Annotated in this window: 23 protein-coding genes; 13 read left to right on the forward strand and 10 right to left on the reverse strand. The window is 40.4% G+C overall.

The features are described from left to right. Positions 1-36 precede the first annotated feature (36 nt). Both J4G36_RS02550 and J4G36_RS02555 read left to right on the forward strand, forming a co-directional pair. Positions 37-906: a GNAT family N-acetyltransferase gene (locus J4G36_RS02550; RefSeq protein WP_210468407.1), complete on the forward strand. Its 870-nt coding sequence runs from the start codon at positions 37-39 to the stop codon at positions 904-906. Continuing rightward, positions 903-1,058, forward strand: a complete 156-nt coding sequence (locus J4G36_RS02555; RefSeq protein WP_210468409.1) for a hypothetical protein — start codon at positions 903-905, stop codon at positions 1,056-1,058. The genes J4G36_RS02550 and J4G36_RS02555 overlap by 4 nt, the downstream gene beginning before the upstream one ends. A 76-nt stretch (positions 1,059-1,134) precedes the next feature. On the opposite strand, the gene pepF is transcribed toward J4G36_RS02555, so the two are convergent. Further along, positions 1,135-2,952, reverse strand: coding sequence for an oligoendopeptidase F (gene pepF / locus J4G36_RS02560; protein WP_210468411.1), 1,818 nt, complete (start codon positions 2,950-2,952; stop codon positions 1,135-1,137). A gap of 139 nt (positions 2,953-3,091) precedes the next feature. Further along, complete coding sequence (locus J4G36_RS02565; RefSeq protein ID WP_210468414.1) at positions 3,092-3,391, reverse strand: hypothetical protein; 300 nt, start codon at positions 3,389-3,391, stop codon at positions 3,092-3,094. A 98-nt stretch (positions 3,392-3,489) separates the two neighbouring features. Here J4G36_RS02565 and J4G36_RS02570 point away from each other — a divergent pair, with 98 nt between their 5' ends. After that, on the forward strand, positions 3,490-4,287 hold the full coding sequence (locus J4G36_RS02570; protein WP_210468417.1) for a class I SAM-dependent methyltransferase: 798 nt from the start codon (positions 3,490-3,492) through the stop codon (positions 4,285-4,287). A gap of 36 nt (positions 4,288-4,323) precedes the next feature. Beyond that, entirely contained in the window at positions 4,324-4,839 is a 516-nt protein-coding gene (locus J4G36_RS02575; RefSeq protein ID WP_210468421.1) for a GNAT family N-acetyltransferase, read from the forward strand. A 261-nt stretch (positions 4,840-5,100) separates the two neighbouring features. Here the strand turns inward: J4G36_RS02575 and J4G36_RS02580 are convergent, their stop codons facing one another. Next, entirely contained in the window at positions 5,101-5,544 is a 444-nt protein-coding gene (locus tag J4G36_RS02580; protein ID WP_210468422.1) for a hypothetical protein, read from the reverse strand. A 149-nt stretch (positions 5,545-5,693) separates the two neighbouring features. On the opposite strand from J4G36_RS02580, the gene J4G36_RS02585 reads away from it, so the two are divergent. Together J4G36_RS02585 and J4G36_RS02590 are read left to right on the forward strand one after the other, a co-directional pair. Further along, on the forward strand, positions 5,694-6,182 hold the full coding sequence (locus J4G36_RS02585; RefSeq protein WP_246880377.1) for a PaaI family thioesterase: 489 nt from the start codon (positions 5,694-5,696) through the stop codon (positions 6,180-6,182). Between the two features lie 131 nt (positions 6,183-6,313). Next, positions 6,314-6,700, forward strand: a complete 387-nt coding sequence (locus tag J4G36_RS02590) for a hypothetical protein (protein ID WP_210468423.1) — start codon at positions 6,314-6,316, stop codon at positions 6,698-6,700. An 18-nt stretch (positions 6,701-6,718) separates the two neighbouring features. On the opposite strand, the gene J4G36_RS02595 is transcribed toward J4G36_RS02590, so the two are convergent. Genes J4G36_RS02595 through J4G36_RS02615 form a run of 5 tightly spaced genes read right to left on the reverse strand, consistent with a single transcriptional unit; the run spans position 6,719 to position 11,512 of the window. Next, positions 6,719-7,222, reverse strand: a complete 504-nt coding sequence (locus J4G36_RS02595) for a (2Fe-2S)-binding protein (protein WP_210468424.1) — start codon at positions 7,220-7,222, stop codon at positions 6,719-6,721. Further along, entirely contained in the window at positions 7,219-8,058 is an 840-nt protein-coding gene (locus J4G36_RS02600; RefSeq protein WP_210468425.1) for an FAD binding domain-containing protein, read from the reverse strand. The genes J4G36_RS02595 and J4G36_RS02600 overlap by 4 nt, the downstream gene beginning before the upstream one ends. Then, positions 8,055-10,400, reverse strand: coding sequence for a xanthine dehydrogenase family protein molybdopterin-binding subunit (locus tag J4G36_RS02605; RefSeq protein ID WP_210468427.1), 2,346 nt, complete (start codon positions 10,398-10,400; stop codon positions 8,055-8,057). The genes J4G36_RS02600 and J4G36_RS02605 overlap by 4 nt, the downstream gene beginning before the upstream one ends. A gap of 32 nt (positions 10,401-10,432) precedes the next feature. Next, positions 10,433-10,624: a capping complex subunit for YIEGIA gene (locus J4G36_RS02610; RefSeq protein WP_210470534.1), complete on the reverse strand. Its 192-nt coding sequence runs from the start codon at positions 10,622-10,624 to the stop codon at positions 10,433-10,435. A 12-nt stretch (positions 10,625-10,636) separates the two neighbouring features. Then, positions 10,637-11,512, reverse strand: coding sequence for a YIEGIA family protein (locus J4G36_RS02615; protein ID WP_210468429.1), 876 nt, complete (start codon positions 11,510-11,512; stop codon positions 10,637-10,639). Between the two features lie 154 nt (positions 11,513-11,666). Here J4G36_RS02615 and J4G36_RS02620 point away from each other — a divergent pair, with 154 nt between their 5' ends. Together J4G36_RS02620 and J4G36_RS02625 are read left to right on the forward strand one after the other, a co-directional pair. Next, on the forward strand, positions 11,667-12,719 hold the full coding sequence (locus J4G36_RS02620) for an XdhC family protein (protein WP_210468431.1): 1,053 nt from the start codon (positions 11,667-11,669) through the stop codon (positions 12,717-12,719). After that, positions 12,658-13,260, forward strand: a complete 603-nt coding sequence (locus J4G36_RS02625) for a nucleotidyltransferase family protein (RefSeq protein ID WP_210468433.1) — start codon at positions 12,658-12,660, stop codon at positions 13,258-13,260. Before J4G36_RS02620 ends, J4G36_RS02625 begins: the two co-directional genes overlap by 62 nt. Before the next feature lie 2 nt (positions 13,261-13,262). On the opposite strand, the gene J4G36_RS02630 is transcribed toward J4G36_RS02625, so the two are convergent. Then, positions 13,263-14,522 carry an erythromycin esterase family protein gene (locus J4G36_RS02630; protein WP_210468435.1) on the reverse strand — a complete coding sequence of 420 codons (1,260 nt, stop codon included), beginning with the start codon at positions 14,520-14,522 and terminating at the stop codon, positions 13,263-13,265. A 131-nt stretch (positions 14,523-14,653) separates the two neighbouring features. On the opposite strand from J4G36_RS02630, the gene J4G36_RS02635 reads away from it, so the two are divergent. The 5 genes from J4G36_RS02635 (at position 14,654) to J4G36_RS02655 (ending at position 17,834) form a co-directional block, all read left to right on the forward strand. Continuing rightward, on the forward strand, positions 14,654-14,893 hold the full coding sequence (locus J4G36_RS02635; protein WP_210468436.1) for a hypothetical protein: 240 nt from the start codon (positions 14,654-14,656) through the stop codon (positions 14,891-14,893). A gap of 22 nt (positions 14,894-14,915) precedes the next feature. Beyond that, positions 14,916-15,305, forward strand: coding sequence for a DnaJ family domain-containing protein (locus J4G36_RS02640; RefSeq protein WP_210468437.1), 390 nt, complete (start codon positions 14,916-14,918; stop codon positions 15,303-15,305). 68 nt (positions 15,306-15,373) lie between these two features. Next, a complete protein-coding gene (locus J4G36_RS02645) occupies positions 15,374-15,682 on the forward strand; it encodes a DUF4870 domain-containing protein (RefSeq protein WP_210468438.1) in 309 nt (102 codons plus the stop codon). A 144-nt stretch (positions 15,683-15,826) separates the two neighbouring features. Beyond that, positions 15,827-17,053, forward strand: coding sequence for a dicarboxylate/amino acid:cation symporter (locus tag J4G36_RS02650; RefSeq protein WP_210468439.1), 1,227 nt, complete (start codon positions 15,827-15,829; stop codon positions 17,051-17,053). Between the two features lie 214 nt (positions 17,054-17,267). Beyond that, entirely contained in the window at positions 17,268-17,834 is a 567-nt protein-coding gene (locus J4G36_RS02655; RefSeq protein WP_210468440.1) for a GyrI-like domain-containing protein, read from the forward strand. Positions 17,835-17,893: 59 nt separating this feature from the next. Here J4G36_RS02655 and J4G36_RS02660 read toward each other — a convergent pair whose 3' ends face one another. Then, positions 17,894-19,489 (reverse strand): catalase, encoded by a 1,596-nt coding sequence (locus J4G36_RS02660; protein WP_210468441.1) that lies wholly within the window; start codon positions 19,487-19,489, stop codon positions 17,894-17,896. Positions 19,490-19,663: the final 174 nt, after the last annotated feature.

Genomic DNA, 19,663 nt, shown 5'->3' on the forward strand with positions numbered 1-19,663 from the left:
AATCTTTATTTACTATAGTCATAGGGGATGATTACGATGGACTTCAAGATTTATAAGGATGTAAACGTATTCTCGTTGAAGGTTGAACCTATTTTGAACCAGAAGGAAGATGTTAATAGTCTATTTCTGGCCGTTTTACAAGGTGTTAAATCAGGCAATTATAAAAATGCTTTTATGTCAACAATTGAAGTAGAAGATAGCGTGGTCGCATTATTTCAAATGACACCGCCGCACCCATTAAATCTTTTTTTCGTTGATGAAAATTATCTGGAAGAAAGTATGGATTTATTAATCAAAAATCTGTTGAATATTAAGATTGAACTTCCGTCAATAATTAGTTCGAAACCATGGGCTTATCGCTTTGCCGAAAAGTGGGAAGTTGTAACGGGAATGACAACCAAACTTGTGATGGATCAAGGATTGTATCGACTTGATCAAGTAAATGAACAGTTGGAAGAAAGTTCGGGTTCTTGGCGTTTTGCTAACAGGGAAGACTGTGAGTTGATCGAAGAATGGTATTATCTATTCGCAGTTGAGGCGGTTCTTCCAATACCATCGAGGAATGTTATTCATAAAAGTATAGTAAGAATGGTAGATCAACAAGAAGTGTTTCTTTGGGAAGATGATGGGGAAGTTGTATCCATGATGAAAAAATCACGACCAACAGCGCATGGTGTCACAGTTTCATTGGTTTACACGCCAAAGGGTAAACGTAGAAAAGGGTATGCGCGGACACTGGTAGCTACAATCTCTAAGGAACTTCTAAAAGATTACGATTTTTGCGTCCTCTACACGGATATGATGAATCCAACTTCGAATAAAATATATAAAGAAATAGGATATGTAAAAATAGTGGATTCAGTTCAGCTCGGGTTTGAGTTGAGTTTGAAGGGGGAGAAAATATGACGATGCTCGGAATTACTGCGGTGCTAATAATAGGTGTTGTAATGTTAGCGCTTGGATTTATAACTAAAAAAAGATGGTTAACGTTTTTATCGATTATTCCATTGGCAATATTTATCTTCCAATTAGCTATGTTGGTGGGAATGGGACTATAAATATTTTCCGAGATGTTAAAAAGAGCACTCCACTCGCCATATTAGGCATAGGAATGCTCTCTTTAAATGTTGTTATTTAGGACTTCACAGACTCAATCTCTTCGGTTAATTCAACAAGTTGGTCGATTAATTCACCGATATAAGCGATTGTGTCGCGTAATGGTTTTTCTGTTGTGATGTCGACACCTGCCATTTGTGAAAGTTCGGCAGGGGATTTCGTTCCGCCGGCTTTCAGAACTTCTAGCCACTCATCGACAGCTGGTTGACCTTCATCCAAAATCCGTTTAGATACTTGAGTAGAGATGGTAAGTCCCGCACTATACGTGTATGGATATAAGCCCATGTAGTAGTGAGGCTGACGCATCCACGTTAGCTCGGCACCTTCGTTAATTTCAACGTCATCACCCCAGAAATCTTCTAGAACGCCGCGTTTTAATTCATTTAATACAGTCGCGTTTACGCTTCCACCTGCGTCAATGCGGTCGTAGACTTTGCGTTGGTAAGCTGCTTCCAGTAAGTGTGTGACAAAGTTATGGTAATACGTCCGTGACACAATCGATGAAATCACCCAACGCTTGAATTTCGGATCATCCGAGTTTTTCAGTAAGTGATTCGCCACTAGCATTTCATTCATCGTAGACGGCGCTTCAACGAAATACATAGACGGACGTGCATTAAATACATTTTGTTCACGGTTTGCATTGTAGAAGTGACCCGCATGTCCAAGTTCGTGTGCAAGAACGAAAACGTCTTCCATGCTGCCTGTCCAAGAAATCAGGATGTACGGGTGGTAGCCGTGAGGACTTGAACAGAAAGCACCGGTAGATTTTCCTTTATTCTGAGCAAAATCAATCCAACGCTCTTCGTATGAACGGTCGACCATATTGATATAGTCGGCACCCATAATTGCAAGCGCGTCGTCAATATACTTTTTGGATTCTGCAATAGTGATTTTCGGTTCATAAGCAGGGTCAAGCGAAATCTTCAAATCCGCGAACGTCATTTTATCTAATCCATGAACTTTTTTAAGTAGATTGGCGTATTTGCGCATATGCGGCGCAAGTTCTTTTGTAATTAAATCAATTTGGCGGTCGTACATGGATTTATCGACTTCTTGATTGAACAATAAATAATCGAAAACTGAGTCGTAGCCACGTACATCAGCCGTCGTTTTTTCAGTTTGCAATTGCATATCATATGTTTTAGCAGTTGTATGTTGATAGTCTCTTAGTTTTTTTGAAAACGCATCGAATGCAGCTCGACGTTTAGCCGTGTCGGTTTCGGATTCCCAGTCGCCTTCAAATGAAACGTAGCTTAATGGGAAACTTTGTCCGTCCACAATAAAATCATCGAACGACATATCAACCATTTTTGTCGTATTGTACAATCCGTAAGGTGCGTTGAATGTTGAGGAGAATGCAGCCAATGTTTTTTCGACTTCAGGATGCAGTTGATATTCTTTTTTCTTGATTAACTTCTCCAAATAGTTTTTAAAGTCAGGAGAAAGTTCCATCGCTTTTTCAAGTGTTTCTACAGGTAGCTCAAGAAGCTCACTGTTAACAAACGATAGTTTACTATTCACTTTTGCGGATGTAGAACTAAATTTACTTGAACGCATTTGTGCTTCGTCATTCGTCTGATCAGTGCTGGTTGCAAGACTTGTATATGTGCCCACAGGAACAATTTTTTCGAATACAGCCAAATAACCTTTTAGTGCTTCATTAACTGATTCAGCATCTGTAATTTTTCCATTAAACTTTTCAGCATAAGCGTCTACTTCATTCTCAAGTTCAATGACTGCAGCATTGTAATCCTCTTCAGTTTTGAATAGATCTTCCAAGTTCCAAGTTTCTTCTACTTTAACTTCTGAACGTGGCGGTAAACTTTTAACCATTCTCATCTCTCCCTGGATAGTCCAACTTTGTGAACTTATATTTATTACGGTAAACGAACTAATTACTAGTATATAGCACAATAGCCAAAATGTAAAAACGAATCTACACTTTGGCAACTTTCAGATACTAATGATATATTTACTTTTTAGAGAGACGAGCAATTTCTTCCGAAAGAACAAAGGCCAAGTCGAAATTCCCGAAAAGTTGTAGCACATCCATCATCGTTTCATTATCAATTTCAAGAGGGTCGGAATCGTCCATATCTTTCAAAACCTTTTGTAATGATGCATTTTCCTGTTGTTCAGGATAAGCACGTGCATATAACTCATTCGGATCAAGTTCATGATTAACGCACCACTGTACAAATAATTGAATCATCAACTGCTCATCTTCTTGGTATTTTTGAATCACTTGTTCATCAATACTTTTAAACTCCATGATTATTAACTCCTTTTTTACTACTGTTACTATAAGTATATATGAAACCAAGTAGTTAAGGGGAACTCAGCTGACGTCTTTTAGAAAGGTGTGAAAATATGAATCAAAAGGAAATGAGCGAAAAAAACAGGATTGGGTGGAGCCAATTTACTTATGAGGCTTGGAAAAGGAGGCATGGATCACCCAAGCAATACGCGAAAAAACTAAAAGAAAACCCGGAGAAGCCTATTCGATATTATCTAGATGAGGTCGGGGAAGTCAGAGGTAAACGGATTTTGAATTTACTGGGATCAAAAGGGAATAAAGCAGTATGTTTTGCATTGTTAGGTGCGGACGTAACAGTTGTCGATATTTCACCAGAAAATCAAAGGTATGCGTTGGAACTTGCAGATGAGGCTGGCGTTTTCATTTCTTATCTTGTAAGCGACGCACTTGATATAGATGAAAACGAACTTTCAACCTTTGATATCATTATTCTTGAAATGGGTGTGCTCCATTATTTTCTTGATCTTCACCCGTTATTTTATAAAGTAGCAAAACTTATGGATGAAACCAGCATATTTATATTGAGGGATTATCATCCTTTTATTTCTAAAGTGTTGGATTTTGAAAATGGCACTCTTGCAGCTGAAAGAGACTACTTTAACGATGATTGCGTTGAAGTTGCCGTAGCCTATACGCATTTATTAACAGAGAAACAACGCCGGGATTTAAAGAATAATGTCATTCGAAGATGGACGATATCCGGAACGATCAATGCATTAATAAATTCTGGATTATCGATACGGAAAATGAATGAAGACAAAGGGATCAGATGGGCTTTTCCAAGGAATTCTCCTAATAATATTGAAAACCGGCTGCCAGGTACCTATGCAATTCTTTCGTCTTTAAAATGAGTGATAAGACTAAATGTTAACTTGGGGGAAATAAAATTGGATGTTAGATTGGTAAATTTGTCTGTTGACATGAAAGAGCAATATATAAATTATTATATGGAATGGAAAGAGACGGGGGAGAAGATAAATCCGGGCATCCTTAGGAAAATGAATCCTGATCGATTTGAAGACATGGTGAAGGCTCTTCATGAAATCGAATTAGATAATAAGGAAAGAGAAGTCCCGGAATCCGTCTACTTTCTTGTAAATGAAAAGAACCGCATTTTAGGTGCGGTCACAATCCGGCATTCATTAACGGAAAGAATGTTCAATACAGAAGGGCATATCGGTGCAGGCATTCGGCCTTCCGAACGTCTGAACGGGTACGCGACGAAAATCCTCGAGTTGGCATTAGATAAAATGCGAGCACTCGGTATTCCGAAGGCGCTTGTTTCATGCAATGAAGATAATGTAGGTTCGGAAAAGGCGATAATTAAAAATGGCGGCATTAGGGATGACGATTTTCTTGAATCGCATGGAAATATCGTAAAAAGGCATTGGATAAGGCTATAATATTAATTGAAAGAATGCCATGTTGGTATTCTTTTTTTATTTATAAAAGATGTCCGCTGAATCCATCATTATGTCCTCGCAATCGTCAAAAAAACTCGATTATGTCCGCTCAATCCAGCGGAATGTCATCCCAATTTCTTCGGACTCAAAGATGTCCGCTGAATCCATCATTATGTCCTCGCAATCGTCAAAAAAACTCGATTATGTCTGCTCAATCCAGAGGAATGTCATCCCAATTTCTTCGGATTCGATTATGTCCAATTAAGTTTGATTGCTTATAAAAAACTGAACTAGCCAGTCAACATTTAACGGGCCATCCACGATTTCATAATACAATAATGAATTCTGGATAATTAAGTCCTCCGTTACGATGATACTTAACGTGTTTCCGTTTTCGTCTTTTAGACTGATGCTAAATTGTTCAACGTCATCAAAGGGATCGATTTCTCCGGGTGAGAGCTTACGGACATGATAATTTTGAAGAAAATATAGCAAGCTTTCGATTTCACTAGGGTCATCCACAATCCACGACTTTGAATCGGTACCAGCCAAAGCTGGTTTTGTAAAAATGAGTGAACTGAAATGCGCGTTCATCGGAGTAAGAATTTCTGCGAATTCCTTTTCTTCATACTCTTGATAAGACTGCAGCATCGCAAAGGTTCCGCCAATCATCAAAGCGATTAGTAGAAATGCTCTTATTCTCATCTGTGATACCTCCTACAACTTGTTAATATAGTATACGCATTGCGACAACCTATGAATTGTACTTGTCAATTAACTATGAAGGAATAGTGAAAAATATTTATAGAATGGTATAATTACAATTGTGGGAAGATTGTGAAGGGGTGATTTGAATGACGGTGATTAGTAAAGTAAGTCATGCAATTCAAGATGACTATCCAGATGACTTTGCTTGGTGCTTTGGCTGCGGACGTTTGAATGAAGATGGGTATCATTTTAGAACCGGTTGGGATGGGGAACATACGGTTACCTATTATGAACCGACTTCGAAACATATTGCGATCCCTGGATTTGTATATGGTGGATTAATTGCTTCATTCGTAGACTGTCATGGGACTGGATCGGCAGCACTTGCATTACATCGAAAAAATGGACATGAACCAGGCAGCGGGGAAGTACCGCCTCGATTTGTGACGGCATCGTTGAATGTCAATTATGTGAAGCCTACTCCACAAGGTGCTTTGTTGAAGGCAGTTGGAACAGTAGAAGAGATTCACCCAAAGAAGTGGAAGGTATCTGTAGAAGTTTTTGCAGATGATACACTTGTCGCAACTGGGGAAGTTGTCGGAGTGGTCATGCCTACATCCTTTGGAAATAAATAATGACATTATTAAAAGCCGACAAAATGTCGGCTTTTTTTGATCCAGATTCTACAAGCAAAAAATAACTTTTAGTCTGAAGGATAAAAAGCCAAGATATCAGCAACACTATAAAGAGAGAGGAGTAGTTAGATATGAAAAAACAAAGTCAACAACAAGCCCAAACTTTCATGGAACAACAAATTCAACAACAACAGCAGCAATTAAAGGAAAATCAGTCGCAGATGGAATTGCAATTCGAATCAAAGAAGAAAATGGCTTTACAAGCGATGCAACAAGCCGTGAAAACGATTCAACAAATGACATCGATGGCCGATTTGCAATCATTGCAGCAGGCCGGGCAACAACTAGGGCAAGCGGTGCAGCAACTAAATTATATGCAAGGGATTTCGATTACCCAATCGACATCCGCGGAGCAATTACAATTGGAGCAGGTCCAACAGCAAATCGAACAAGCAGCACAATCGCTTCAGTTAATCCAATCGTTGAATAGCAACAATAACAGTTTTAAAAAAGGATAAAACGAAACCCTCGACTATTTAATTAGCCGGGGGCATTTTTTTGGATAATTCTATTGCCAAAGCGTGTTTCATAACTTCTTTAATTTCTTGATAACCGGTACATCGACACAGGTTGGATTGAAGCCATTCCTCTAGCATTTCATCATTTGCGTCGGGATGCTCGTTCAAAAGCGCATGACAATTTAAGATGAACCCTGGCGTACAGAATCCGCATTGAATCGCAAACTTGTCGACGAACGCTTGTTGAAGGGGGGAATCTGGTGGCAATCCTTCAATTGTGGTAATTGGTTGGTTTTCTGTTTCAATCGCCAAGGATAGACAAGAATGGTGCGGTTCGCCGTTAATGAGGACTGTACAAGCCCCGCAATCTCCATCGCCGCATGCTCGTTTCGTGCCGGTTAACCCGAGCTGATCACGAAGTGCATGAAGAAGCGTGTCCGCTGACCGTACGACTGCCTCTTTCATATCTCCGTTAACATGTAAACGAATTAAAGCTTTGGATGTGTTATTCGATGTAATCATTTTGCCAACTCCAATTCTGCAATCATATCGGATAATGCGTTTTTCAATACGAACACTCGGTATTCCATAGAACTTTCGATATCGCTAATAACAGGTATAGGTAGTGAAGTGGCTACTTGTTCGACGCGTTCATCGATGGTTAATGCAGTGTCATTGATTATCTTTTCGATCTTCTTAGATCTAAATGGATTTTCGCAAATACCGCTGAATGCAACGCGAATTTTCTCGCTGTCCGTGCGTATGGCGGCTAGCGAAAGAACGGGATAGCCAACTTTTGAAAGTTTTGTCCTTTTGAAGCTAACATAGGGCAAGTCAATCATAGATGTATTGATAATTATTTGGACTAAAAAATCACCTGCAGTTAATTTTACTGTCCCATTATATAAGTGTGCCACAGGAACAATCTTAGTTTCGTTTTTCGAAAAAATTACCACATTAGCTTCTACGACCAACAACGGCAATAAGCATTCACGATACATCAATCGACTATTCATATTTCCACCAATTGAAATTTTGTTTCTTGATGTATGATCCGCAATTTTTTTCGCAGTTTGCCCCAATAAAGGGAATAAATTAGAATCTGATATTTTATTCAATGAAACCGCGGAGCCTATTATTAACTGCCCGTCTTTGATTTCCAATACATTGCATTCAGAAATCCCCTTAATATCAATGACGACGTTCGCATCGAGTTTATTGACGCGAGCAAAAGTAATAAATTCTGTACCGCCGGCATAATAGACAACCTTTTTACCTTGATCGTTTTCTGTTGCGTATGTTTCAAATGCTTCTAATATTGTTTCGGGTTTATAATAAGCAAAATCGAATGCAATCATTGATTCTTCACCTTCTTTGTTTTCCAAATATATTCTGGAGTTAGCGGCAGTTGGGTTAGTTCAGCTTCGATGGCAATGGAAAGGCTGTTAGCAAGACATGCAGGAGACCCAATAACGCCATATTCTCCAATTCCGCGCGCTCCGTAGGGACCATCTATCGAAGGCGATTCAATAAAGTCGACCAAATATTGTGCGGGTTGTTCGCCGTACCGCAATATTGGATAATTTCGAAGGTTGGCGTTTTGAACGATTCCTTTATCATTAAAGACGAACTTTTCGCTCGTCGCATAACTTAAGCCCATATACATACCGCCGCGCATTTGTTGTGATGCAGTCGCGGGATTGATAATTGTTCCGCCATCAAGAACCGTTACGCCAGTTAAAATTTGATAAGTAAAATCTCGCGTATCGATTTCAACTTCCACGGCTTGGACCCCGACAGACCACCAAGGCCCTGGTTTACCAAACCCGGTTTTTTTGTCCATCGGCGTTAAATGTCTTTGAATATGCTTTCCGACACCAACGATTTGTCCCTCGACTGAATGTCCGCTAGGAAACTTATAACCTAGGGCTAATTTTTTTATCTCAATCCCGAATGTAGGATCCGGCTTTAGGAATACGCGTCCGCCACCGACAGCTAAGTCTTCTTCCGAACATTGCAAAGCAATTGCAGCTGTCTTTTTTAATTGTTTAATGGCGTTTTCTGCTGCGGATATGACCGCTCTACCTGCTAAAAAAGTTGTACTGCTCGCGACGGTTCGCCATTGATGCGGATCATATTGCGTATTAATCTCCATTGTTACGTGAATATCCTTCATTTCCATGCCGAGTTTTTCAGCGGCAATTTGTCCGAGAATTGTTTTGGTCCCTTGTCCTAACTCGATGGCCGCGCAGTTTAGATTAACGCTTCCGTCAGCTTCGAATGTTAAGATGGCTCCCGCTTGCGCATTAGTCGCTGTCGTGGATGTCTTCCAAAACAAACTTAATCCTTTGGCTCGAACTTTATTTTTTCCGACTTCAACTCTTTGTCCTTCATCCCACTTAATAAGTTCTTTCGCACGCATGATGCATTTATCAACATCCCCGATATTATTCGCTGTCAATCTAGTCTGTGTTGGTGTCGTGTTGCCAGGTTTGATGGCATTTATTTTGCGCAGTTTTACCGGGTCGATATTCAGTTGTTGCGCTAGTTGGTCCATCGTTCTTTCTACCGCAAATGTCAATTCGGGGTGGCCGTATCCTCTAAATGACGTGCCAAATGGATGATTTGTATACACGCAATATGAGTCGCACCAGACATTCGGAATATTATAGGGCCCCGTGCAATCAATCGCAGCCGCTCTCGTAATCCCAGCTGCTTGGTCAGTGTAAGCGCCGCCGTCAATTAAATAAGTGTATTTTCCTGCGATTAATCTCCCTTCTCTTGTCGCCCCAAGTTCTACTGTTGCATCGAAACCAATTCGGCACGGAGATGTAATCATGTCCTCTTCACGAGACATTTCAAGTTTCACTAATTTCCCACCAACTGCTTTCGATGCTAGATACGCAAGTGGTTCCAATTGGACTGTTCCTTTCCCACCGAATGCGCCTCCGACCATGGGAACATGGACGACAATATTTCCGACTGGAACATTAAAGAACTGATTGAGCACTTTTTTAATCGTGTAAGGAGATTGGGTGCATGAATGAACGACGACTCTGCCGACTGGGTTGATTTCTACTCGCGTGCTCCTCGTTTCTAATGCGACATGATCTGAAAGATTAAAGGAATAGGTAGCTGTAATTGTTTCTTCGCAATTTGCCATAGCCAAATCAAAATCGCCTTTACGAATTTTAATATGGCTTCCGATATTCGTTCCGTTTTTTGGATGCACATCGCTTATTAACTTGGTATATTGTTCCGGGTTTTCATGGACGAGAGGGGAGTCGGTTTGAAAAGCTTGCTGAACCGAATTGACTACTGGCAAAGCTTCATATTCGATCAACACTTTTTGTGTCGCTGCTTTTGCTTGATGTTCAAGGTCTGCGACAATTATGGCAACAGGTTCGCCGAAGTAACGTACCTTTTCGAAAGCGAGCGGTGGTCGATCTGCTAATATAGGACCAATATGATAAGGGAATATATCGCCCGTGACAATTGCACGTACACCCGGCATTTTCCAAGCTTCAGTTGTATCAATGGATTTGATTAAAGCATGAGCTTCCGTACTTGTAACTAGTTTCGCATGCAGTAATCCAGGCGTAGAATAATCTCCCACGTACTTCACCCTGCCCATCGCTTTTTCAAGCGCATCAATCCGGTGTTCAGATTTGCCAACAGTTGTCCATACATTATTTGTCATAATCAAAGCCTCCAAAGTTTTTGTTGATACATTTATCGGGCGACGATAACTAGCGTATCTTCATCGATTTCATGCGCAGATGCATCTAATACTTTTTCCAATGTCATGCTGACTTTTTGAAGCGTGTCCCGGTCTGATGTGATAAAAAATGGAGCGCCTCCGCCTTGTATATTTCCTTGTTTCGTAGTGATAACCGCTACAATCATGGCATGCTGTTCTGACAATCGACCCAACTCCTATTTCGTATTTGCTGTGCTTGGTAATCGAAGCGCACTATCAAGTACAGGAACATGCTCTAATACTGTTTTGATTTGTTCAAAATCTTTTTCGCGCGGCATGATGAATAGCGCGATTCTTCCATCTTCCATATCTCTCTTGGCCATCGGAACAAGTGCAGGTTCCCCTGAATCCAAAAATGAACCTAATATATTTGCGACGTGGTGTAGCATCGCCTGACGTTGACCGAGATGCGAAAGCGTTACGATACTATTTTTGTTATTCGGTGTCACAATAACCCCGATCGCTCTTTCTTGAATGATTTTACGAGAGTCGATTAGCCCGACATTCTTCATTAAAATATCGCTGACAAATAGTGTAGGTCCCTCGAATCGAATTTCACCTTCTTCAATATCAGCGATGGATAACAATAACTTTCCGGACATGTTCTTCTTAACGACAAAGAGCATTACGATACCACTAATGATTCCTAAGAATATGTTGATGACGGAAAACAACGTAGTCACTAAACCAGTAAACATAACCAGGTAATTCCGGCTCTCAAACGCCTGCGCCATTCCTTCGATAAATGGCGTACCGCGTTTCACCAATTCTTCCGTATCTACTTTTTCAAGCGTATCTCTTTCCATTTTACGAACTTCGCGAAACTGTGTGGCAGCTAATCCTAGAAAGGTGACTGCTGTCCAATCTGATTCGAGAAATGCCGGAATCGCAACAGCCCCGATGAAAGCAGCGATAAATCCAAATGAAAGGTGAATAATTCGTCCTTGTGGGTAAGTCGGGTATTGTCGGAAATCGGTACGTAATAATGTAAAACGAGAAATAAATCCAAAAGATATCCCAATCACGACTGCCACCAAATAATTGTTATCCATTATCCCTCTCCTATTCACTGAAATTAAAGCTTATTTGTCTAGCTTAACCAAAACATGGCGCTTTCTAACCGTGCTGATTAAAGAATAAAGCGATACATTTATGGTGAAAACTAACTGTGAGAGGAAGTGGTATAGAATGAAGGATTTCCAGCAATTGATTTTAGAAGTTTTAAAAGACAAAGAACCTTCTGCACTTGCGACAATCGTTGATGTAAAAGGATCTGCTTATCGAAAAGAAGGTGCTTCAATGATTATCAAAGCAGATGATTCGCACGTGGGCGTGTTAAGCGGCGGTTGTCTTGAACAAGATTTGCATTTCCGTGCAAAGGAAATATTCGTTTCTGGACACTCAAAAGTTTTCGAGTATGATCTAAGCGCGGAAGATGATCTTGGCTGGGGACTCGGAGCTGGTTGTAATGGTATCGTTTCTGTATTAATTCGCAATATCGATTGTTGTTTTCGGATATCGCTCCTGACTATAACCAGACACCTTTCGAATAAGAGCCCAGTGCTTTTTATACAATCAATGAAAGACATGGACTCATATGCATTTATCAGCCGAAGTGGTGATCGAATTGGGAGTTTTAAAAGTGTCATTCCATTGGAGATTAATAGCGTACTTCACTCAACTTCACCATTTCGAAAGGTCGCTGAACAACGGATAATTGATGGGCAACCTTTTTTCGTTCAACTAATATGGCCGACACCAGAATTATATATTTTCGGCGCAGGAGAGGATGCTCGTCCCCTTGCAAACTTAGCGGGCAGTGCGGGGTATACCGTGAACTTATTGGATTGGAGAGAGGGCCTTGTAACTGAGGAATATTTTCCTTCTGTTCAAACGCGCCAAGTTGGTGGTTTTAGCGAATTAATAGCCAGTACTTCGTTTAGCTCATTGGATTCCGTTGTCATCATGACGCATGATTTCCAACGCGATAAAACAATTGTAGAAAACTTGATCAAAGTTCCGTTATTTTATTTCGGTATTTTGGGGTCGAAAAAACGAACTGAACGCTTAATTGGCGGGAAAATCCCGGACTGGATCCATTCTCCGGTAGGATTGTCGATTGGGGCTGATGGTCCAGCTGAAATAGCGGTTAGTATACTAGCTGAAATGATTTCTATAAAGAATGGGGGAATAACAGATGAAAGTAGTAGGAATCTACTTGGCAGCGGGGAAAAGTCGGCGCATGGGTACGCCCAATAAATTAGCGCTTCCTGTCGGTAAGATGTCATTGGGCAGTTTGGCATTGGATACCGCATTGAATTCCATGCTATCTAAAGTATTCATCATTATTCGGGAAGAAGATGACGCAAGTTGGATTGCACCCGATATGTTAACGAACCCCAAAGCGGCAATCATAAAATGTTCATCTGCTCATTTGGGGCAGGCTGAGTCACTTCGATGCGGTATTGAAAAAGCCGCAAATGAAAAGGCGGATGCTGCAATGGTCATCCTTGCAGATCAGCCTTTTATCACGACTTTAATGTTGGATGAACTAATCGATTGCATGAAAACGAATCCGACTTGCAAGTATGTCGCGACGGCCGATGTAGATTTATTAATGCCGCCTGTCCTATTTTCTGCGTCGATGTATCCTTCCTTGCTGGATTTAGAAGGTGACAGAGGCGCACGGGCGATTTTACGTGGAATCCCTCGAAATAAGGGAAGGCAAATTCCATGTAAAGATAAAAGATTTGTTTTTGACGTTGACACGGCAGAAGATTATAAGAAAGTATTATCCTAGTTTCATTCCAACTGAAGCGGTGTCAATGCCTTTGTTTCATCAATGAAAATAAAGGCATCATACCGCTCACTGATTATTGTGGGCACGTAATTGCCTTGGGCTTCATATTCGGGATGATAAACCACACCAATCGCTCGGTGACCAAACCACCTTGCAAAAGTTTCTCGGTTTTCTTTATTAAATAACAACATTTTATTGAACGAGCCGGCTTTATGGAGCGCATATTCCCATGAATCTTTTGCTGCGGGGGGAACATTCATGATTTCAAAAGGAGCGGCCCATTGTTCACCAGCAATTACAGTACCCTGGTAGGTGCCAAAACCGATTGCGTAAACATTCTCTTTGTTATTTTGCTCGCGAATCAATTGCCCGACATTGACCATGCCATGGTCTTTCATCGTCGTCGCTCTGGCATCTCCGATATGGGTATTATGTTCCCAGACAATTACTTTGGCATTATCCCCGTGAAACTTGCGGATTTCATTGATCGCCTCGACCATATGTTCATCACGAACATTCCAAGACTGTGAATCGCTCTTGAATGAAGTTCGGTAATACTTCTCTGCATTATGTGCAACTAAAGCGTTCATTTTCAAATTTAGACGTTGCTCGAATTCAATCGGATAAAGTTGTTCATTTGCTCGGATTGAAGTCAATAGTGATTCCACTTGAGCTGTGCAGCTTTCTGGGAAGTGTGCCGTAGCCATGGCATAATGTTCGGTGGAATGATTGAAACCTTCAAAACAATCGGCGACATTTTTCGCGCATGTATAATCTGCACCAGTTGGATCTGCGTCTACTAAATAAGTAACGACTTCTTCGATGGATTCAAATAGGCTGTACAAATCGATGCCGTAGAAACCGACCTTTTGATTTGTGTCCTGTTTATCATTATGTTTTTTTAACCAGTCCACCAACTTAACCACTTCCTCATTTGCCCACATCCAAGTGGGCCAACGATTGAAAGATTTCAAGGCATCTATTGTTGTCATTTTCGTATCTTCATAGCCTTTAATATACTTGTTCACTTGGCGGGACGGCGGCCAATCGCCCTCGACCGCTATAATAGAAAAACCTTTTTCTTCGATAAGCCTCTTCGATAACTCCGCACGGACCGAATAGAACTCTGATGTCCCGTGGCTTGCTTCTCCTAATAATACAATTTTCGCATCTCCAACCGACTCAAGAATAGTCGAAAGATCATCTTTTTGATTGAAAGGAATTGAATAATCCTGGATGGCTTTCAGTAGTGAAATAGTCATTATAAAAACTCCTTTTATGAATTAACGTATTGTCTAAGTATGCCCAAACTTAAGTCATTCTAAAAGAAAAAGTAGCGACAGGGATGTTAAATAAGGTACAATGTAACTGACAGAAAAATCAAACAGGGGTGATGGAGTTGCTATTAGCGTTTGGTATAGTTGCAGTTGTCATGTGCGTTCCCATAACAGCAATCATTACAGAACATAAAAGAAAAATCGCGAAAATTTCCATTGAATTAACACGTGAACAAATCGAACTTGAACAGCTTAAACAACAAAACTTTGTAATTGAAACTGAAAAAATGAAAATAGAACTCGAAAAAATGAAATTAGATTTCACACCAAATCCAGACGAAATCATGAAAATATAAAGATTAAGCGAGGTTTGTTGATATGGACAAAGATAAACTTAATCCTCCTCAGTACAATGATTTAATCGGGGACATCTTAAAAAAACACACCGCTGACGGAGGCATGGATAATCTAAGAGGCACTGGAAAACCACTTTCAAAAGAATATTTTTCTGGGGATACATTTCAACATTTTCAGCGGATTGCACAAGATGCTGGTTATAAACCTTATTGGCTAAATCTACGTCATGAAATACGGGATGATCTCCTTTCTGTTATGGATGTTCTTTCTTTGCGCCCCGATAACGAGATAAACAAACTTATTATGAATATCAACACAAAAATTAACAATTACAATAAAGCTTGTCCGCCGCCCCTACAAAAAGGTCAAGTATCAGCACAGACTATAACCGCTGCATTAAAGCATTGGTGAATTGCAAAATGAAACTTTCTGCTTTTCTAATCGTATAGTATATACAAGAAGAAAATGGAGGTTTTAATATGGAGCATACAGGAATGAAAGTGTTGATCCATGCAAGTGCTTTTTTCGCACCCTTTTTAGTGCCCATTTTAATGTTCTTAATCAGTGAAGATCATGAAATTAAGAAATTATCCATTCAGGCAGTCCTATTTCAACTTGTCATTGGCTTATTAATTACAATATCTGCATTTATGTCTATATTTCTAATTGGTATTCCATTTGTAATCGGATTTGGTGTCATGTGGATTGTCGTTCCAATTATCGGTATCGCCAAAGCGCTTCAAAACGAAGGGTATGATTATCCGATTGTCGGAAGATGGGTTCAATAATATATATCTCAATAAACGCATTCCGCGAATGATTAAGCGGTGCGTTTTTTTACTTCGAAAAATTATTCATGTATATAGAATAATTTGAATATGTTAGTATAGTAGAAATGGGGGAAATTCAAAACAACAAAAGGGGGTATTAATATGAAGCTCAAATTTAATTTAGTGACACAAATCTTCATCGCATTTGTACTAGCCATTATTTTAGGAAGCATTTTCGGCAGTTCCATAGATTTCTTAAAGCCATTAGGGGATTTATTTTTAAGATTAATTAAGTTTATTATTGCACCGCTTATTTTATCAACGCTCGTAGTGGGGGTAGCGAGCTCATCAGATCCGAAGCAATTAGGGCGAATCGGTTTAAAGACAATCGCTTACTATTTGGGCACAACAGCAATCGCAATTATCATTGGTTTGGCTGTTGCGTTTATGATTTCACCGGGGAAAGGCTTAGATATATCGACTGAAGGACTCGTAGTTCCGGAAGCTGCAGCACAAGAAACAGAAGGTGCAATTGCAACGATACTAAACATCATTCCTACAAACCCTTTTACCGCTTTAGCAGAAGGAAATATTTTGCAAATTATTTTCTTTGCTTTGTTTATCGGATTAGCTATAACATTTGTCGGTGAAAAAGCGCAACCCGTCTATCGGTTTTTTGAAGGGTTTTCGGAAGTTATGTATAAAATTACCGGTATCGTGATGAAAGTGGCACCAATCGGTATTCTGGGTTTACTTGCACCGATTATTGGGCAGTATGGTGTTTCCGTACTATTGCCTTTACTTAAAGTAATTATTGCCGTCTATCTGGCTTGTATACTTCATGCGGTATTTGTCTATTCCGCGGCCGTTAAAACATGGGGGAAAATGAGTCCGCTTAAGTTTTTTAAAGGAATTTCACCAGCTGCACTTGTTGCATTTAGTACTGCAAGTAGTGCGGGCACCTTGCCGGTGACCATTAAAAACACCAATGAAAACCTTGGTGTTCCAAATAAGATATCAAGTTTCGTTTTGCCACTCGGTGCAACGATAAATATGGATGGAACGGCCATTTACCAAGGAGTTGCAATAGTCTTTATCGCACAGTTCTATAGTTTAGACCTTACGTTTCTACAGCTGGTAACAGTTGTATTAACGACTGTATTAGCGTCGATTGGGACGGCAGGAGTTCCTGGCGCTGGTATGATTATGTTGGCGATGGTTTTAACCTCCGTCAATATGCCGCTTGAAGGAATTGCCCTGATTGCCGGTATTGACCGCATATTGGATATGATGCGCACGAGCGTCAACGTTGTCGGTGATGCATCCGCCGCAGTTATTGTAGCTGGTACTGAAAAAGTTGAAAAAGGCCCTCTCGGATCGACAGAATAATTATGTGAAATAGCGGGAACTGGAATGCCTAGTCTTCTCCAGTTCCTGAAAATATAAACTGTCTTTCAGTGCAGTTATTTTAAAAGAAGAAGTTCGGAACTTTGGCGTCAAATAAATGTAGTAGAATAAAGAAACACCTTATTTAGTTATTTAATCGGCTTTTATGGGAATAGTAACTGATGGAAATAAATTAGCCATAGGAGGTAAACTTGTCATGAATAAAATTGATGAAAAAATTTCACAACATATACCTCTACAGGACAATCCAACCGAAAATATTCAAGGTATAGTTGAACCCAGAATTGAAGCGCGTGCTAAGCGTTCTTATATCGCTATTCCAATCGAAGTCACTTTGACTGAATGGGATAAAGTGAATGCGCTATTTGCAGAACTTTTTGAATGGTTGACCCAAAAAGGCGTACAACCCAATGGTGCCCCATTTTTTCGATATTGGGTACTCGGCGATAATAAGGAGAAATTCAAATTAGAAGTTGGTATTCCTGTTGTAAATGCAACATTTGGCGATGAGCGGGTAATCGCGGGGACTACGCCAGAAGGTAAATACGTTATTCTGGACCATAAAGGACATCCAGACCAGATCCATGAGACATTTAATCTACTTGAGGATTGGTCGGATAATCGTGGGTTAACATTAGATAAAAAGATAGCGGATAATGAAGAATTTTGGGGCGGCCGTTTCGAGTATTATTTAACGGATCCAGCTATAGAGCCGGACCTTAATAAATGGTCAATTGAAATTGCTGTTAAGATTAAAGAGTAAACAAATAAGATACACCTCCCACTCACCAGGAAACTCTAGTGATTGGGAGGTTTGTTTTTTTAATATGGCTCAGCATCGTGCCCTTTTCGAATTGCTTCATCCGGTGCATCATCACCGTCTCGGTTACCCAGAGGTTTATGACTATAGCCGCCTTTGGAGGACTTCTCGAGTCCTTCGCGCAGACGTTGCCCGTATTCAGCATCCGCTGCTTCAGCGAGTGCAATCATTTTATCTCGGATACGCTGGTCACAATTCGAAAGATCAGCGACCAAGTTAGAAATTAAGTCGTCTATTTCCCATTGTTTAAACATGCGATACGTTTCGCCGGCTTGCTTTGTATTGCTTTGTCGTTCAATTGATTCCCGAACTAAATTACCTTCAACGTGAGGGGCATGTTCTTTACTGCTTTGTTCCGATTCCTTTAATCCGCCTAGAATCGATGGCTCATAGTTAATATGCGGATTTTGGCTTTGGGAACGGTCTAATTTAAATTGCATTTGCCCGCCGGTTTGATTTGTCGCGACTCGTTTTTTTGGTGCGTTAATCGGCAATTGTAAATAGTTCGCGCCGACGCGGTGCCGTTGTGTATCTGAGTAAGAGAAAGTTCTCCCTTGCAGCATTTTATCATCGGAAAAGTCCAAACCATCAACAAGGACACCTGTTCCAAATGCAGCTTGTTCAACTTCAGTGAAATAATCTTCGGAATTTTTATTTAATACCATTTTTCCGACAGGTAACCATGGAAATTGGTCTTCTGGCCACAATTTCGTATCGTCCAACGGATCAAAATCAAGTTCAGGATGTTCATCGTCGCTCATAATTTGAACGAGGAGCTCCCACTCGGGATATTCGCCTTTCTCAATCGCGTCATATAAATCTTGAGTGGCGTGGTTAAAGTTTTCGGCCTGGATTTCACTTGCTTCTTTTTGAGTTAAGTTTTTAATCCCTTGTTTAGGTTCCCAATGATATTTTATAAGAACAGCTTCGCCCTCGCTATTGACCCATTTATACGTATTGACACCAGAACCTTGCATCATGCGGTAGTTCGCAGGAATGCCCCACGGCGAATAGATAAACGTGACCATATGGAACGATTCGGGCGAACTGGCGCAGAAATCGAAAAAACGTTCGCTGTCTTGGATATTCGTAATCGGATCTGGTTTGAATGCATGAATCATATCGGGAAATTTAATCGCATCGCGAATGAAGAATATCTTCAAGTTATTTCCGACAAGATCCCAGTTTCCGTCTTCAGTATAAAACTTCACTGCAAATCCGCGCGGATCACGAAGAGTTTCGGGGGAATGACCTCCGTGGATAACTGTTGAAAAACGGACGAAGACGGGCGTTTGTTTTCCTTTTTCTTGAAAGAGTTTGGCTCGCGTATATTTCGAAACCGGTTCATTTCCTACTGTCCCATAAGTTTCAAAATAACCATGCGCACCAGCTCCGCGTGCGTGAACGACTCTTTCGGGAATACGCTCTCTGTCGAAGTGGCTAATTTTCTCCAGAAAATCATAGTTTTCTAAAACAGCGGGTCCTCGATTTCCCACGGTACGCAGGTTTTGATTGTTCGTGACGGGATGTCCTTGCCTGTTTGTTAATGTGTTATCTGTTTCTGCGTTCATATCAATCTTGGATTGATCTTTGGTCATATCTATTTCCTCCTGTCCAAACTGAGTGTTTCCATAGTTAGTTGGGCGCCATATACACTCTTCTCTATTTAAATGAAAATAATTCATACTTATTTATAACACGGCAATTTTGTGCGAAATGCGTTCTATCTCTGTATACTATATACAAGGTATTATTAAAAGGATGTGTGTGGT

The organism is Sporosarcina sp. 6E9 (genome assembly GCF_017921835.1).
Lineage (GTDB): Bacteria > Bacillota > Bacilli > Bacillales_A > Planococcaceae > Sporosarcina.

Coding starts and splice junctions, on each gene's coding strand:
- J4G36_RS02570 (WP_210468417.1), top strand. CDS start 3,490: ATGAATCAAAAGGAAATGAGCGAAAAAAACAGGATTGGGTGGAGCCAA.
- J4G36_RS02550 (WP_210468407.1), top strand. CDS start 37: ATGGACTTCAAGATTTATAAGGATGTAAACGTATTCTCGTTGAAGGTT.
- J4G36_RS02565 (WP_210468414.1), bottom strand. CDS start 3,391: ATGGAGTTTAAAAGTATTGATGAACAAGTGATTCAAAAATACCAAGAA.
- J4G36_RS02660 (WP_210468441.1), bottom strand. CDS start 19,489: ATGACCAAAGATCAATCCAAGATTGATATGAACGCAGAAACAGATAAC.
- pepF (WP_210468411.1), bottom strand. CDS start 2,952: ATGGTTAAAAGTTTACCGCCACGTTCAGAAGTTAAAGTAGAAGAAACT.
- J4G36_RS02645 (WP_210468438.1), top strand. CDS start 15,374: ATGGAGCATACAGGAATGAAAGTGTTGATCCATGCAAGTGCTTTTTTC.
- J4G36_RS02625 (WP_210468433.1), top strand. CDS start 12,658: ATGAAAGTAGTAGGAATCTACTTGGCAGCGGGGAAAAGTCGGCGCATG.
- J4G36_RS02605 (WP_210468427.1), bottom strand. CDS start 10,400: ATGACAAATAATGTATGGACAACTGTTGGCAAATCTGAACACCGGATT.
- J4G36_RS02580 (WP_210468422.1), bottom strand. CDS start 5,544: ATGAGAATAAGAGCATTTCTACTAATCGCTTTGATGATTGGCGGAACC.
- J4G36_RS02595 (WP_210468424.1), bottom strand. CDS start 7,222: ATGATTACATCGAATAACACATCCAAAGCTTTAATTCGTTTACATGTT.
- J4G36_RS02655 (WP_210468440.1), top strand. CDS start 17,268: ATGAATAAAATTGATGAAAAAATTTCACAACATATACCTCTACAGGAC.
- J4G36_RS02590 (WP_210468423.1), top strand. CDS start 6,314: ATGAAAAAACAAAGTCAACAACAAGCCCAAACTTTCATGGAACAACAA.
- J4G36_RS02650 (WP_210468439.1), top strand. CDS start 15,827: ATGAAGCTCAAATTTAATTTAGTGACACAAATCTTCATCGCATTTGTA.
- J4G36_RS02630 (WP_210468435.1), bottom strand. CDS start 14,522: ATGACTATTTCACTACTGAAAGCCATCCAGGATTATTCAATTCCTTTC.
- J4G36_RS02640 (WP_210468437.1), top strand. CDS start 14,916: ATGGACAAAGATAAACTTAATCCTCCTCAGTACAATGATTTAATCGGG.
- J4G36_RS02615 (WP_210468429.1), bottom strand. CDS start 11,512: ATGGATAACAATTATTTGGTGGCAGTCGTGATTGGGATATCTTTTGGA.
- J4G36_RS02600 (WP_210468425.1), bottom strand. CDS start 8,058: ATGATTGCATTCGATTTTGCTTATTATAAACCCGAAACAATATTAGAA.
- J4G36_RS02555 (WP_210468409.1), top strand. CDS start 903: ATGACGATGCTCGGAATTACTGCGGTGCTAATAATAGGTGTTGTAATG.
- J4G36_RS02585 (WP_246880377.1), top strand. CDS start 5,694: ATGACGGTGATTAGTAAAGTAAGTCATGCAATTCAAGATGACTATCCA.
- J4G36_RS02635 (WP_210468436.1), top strand. CDS start 14,654: ATGGAGTTGCTATTAGCGTTTGGTATAGTTGCAGTTGTCATGTGCGTT.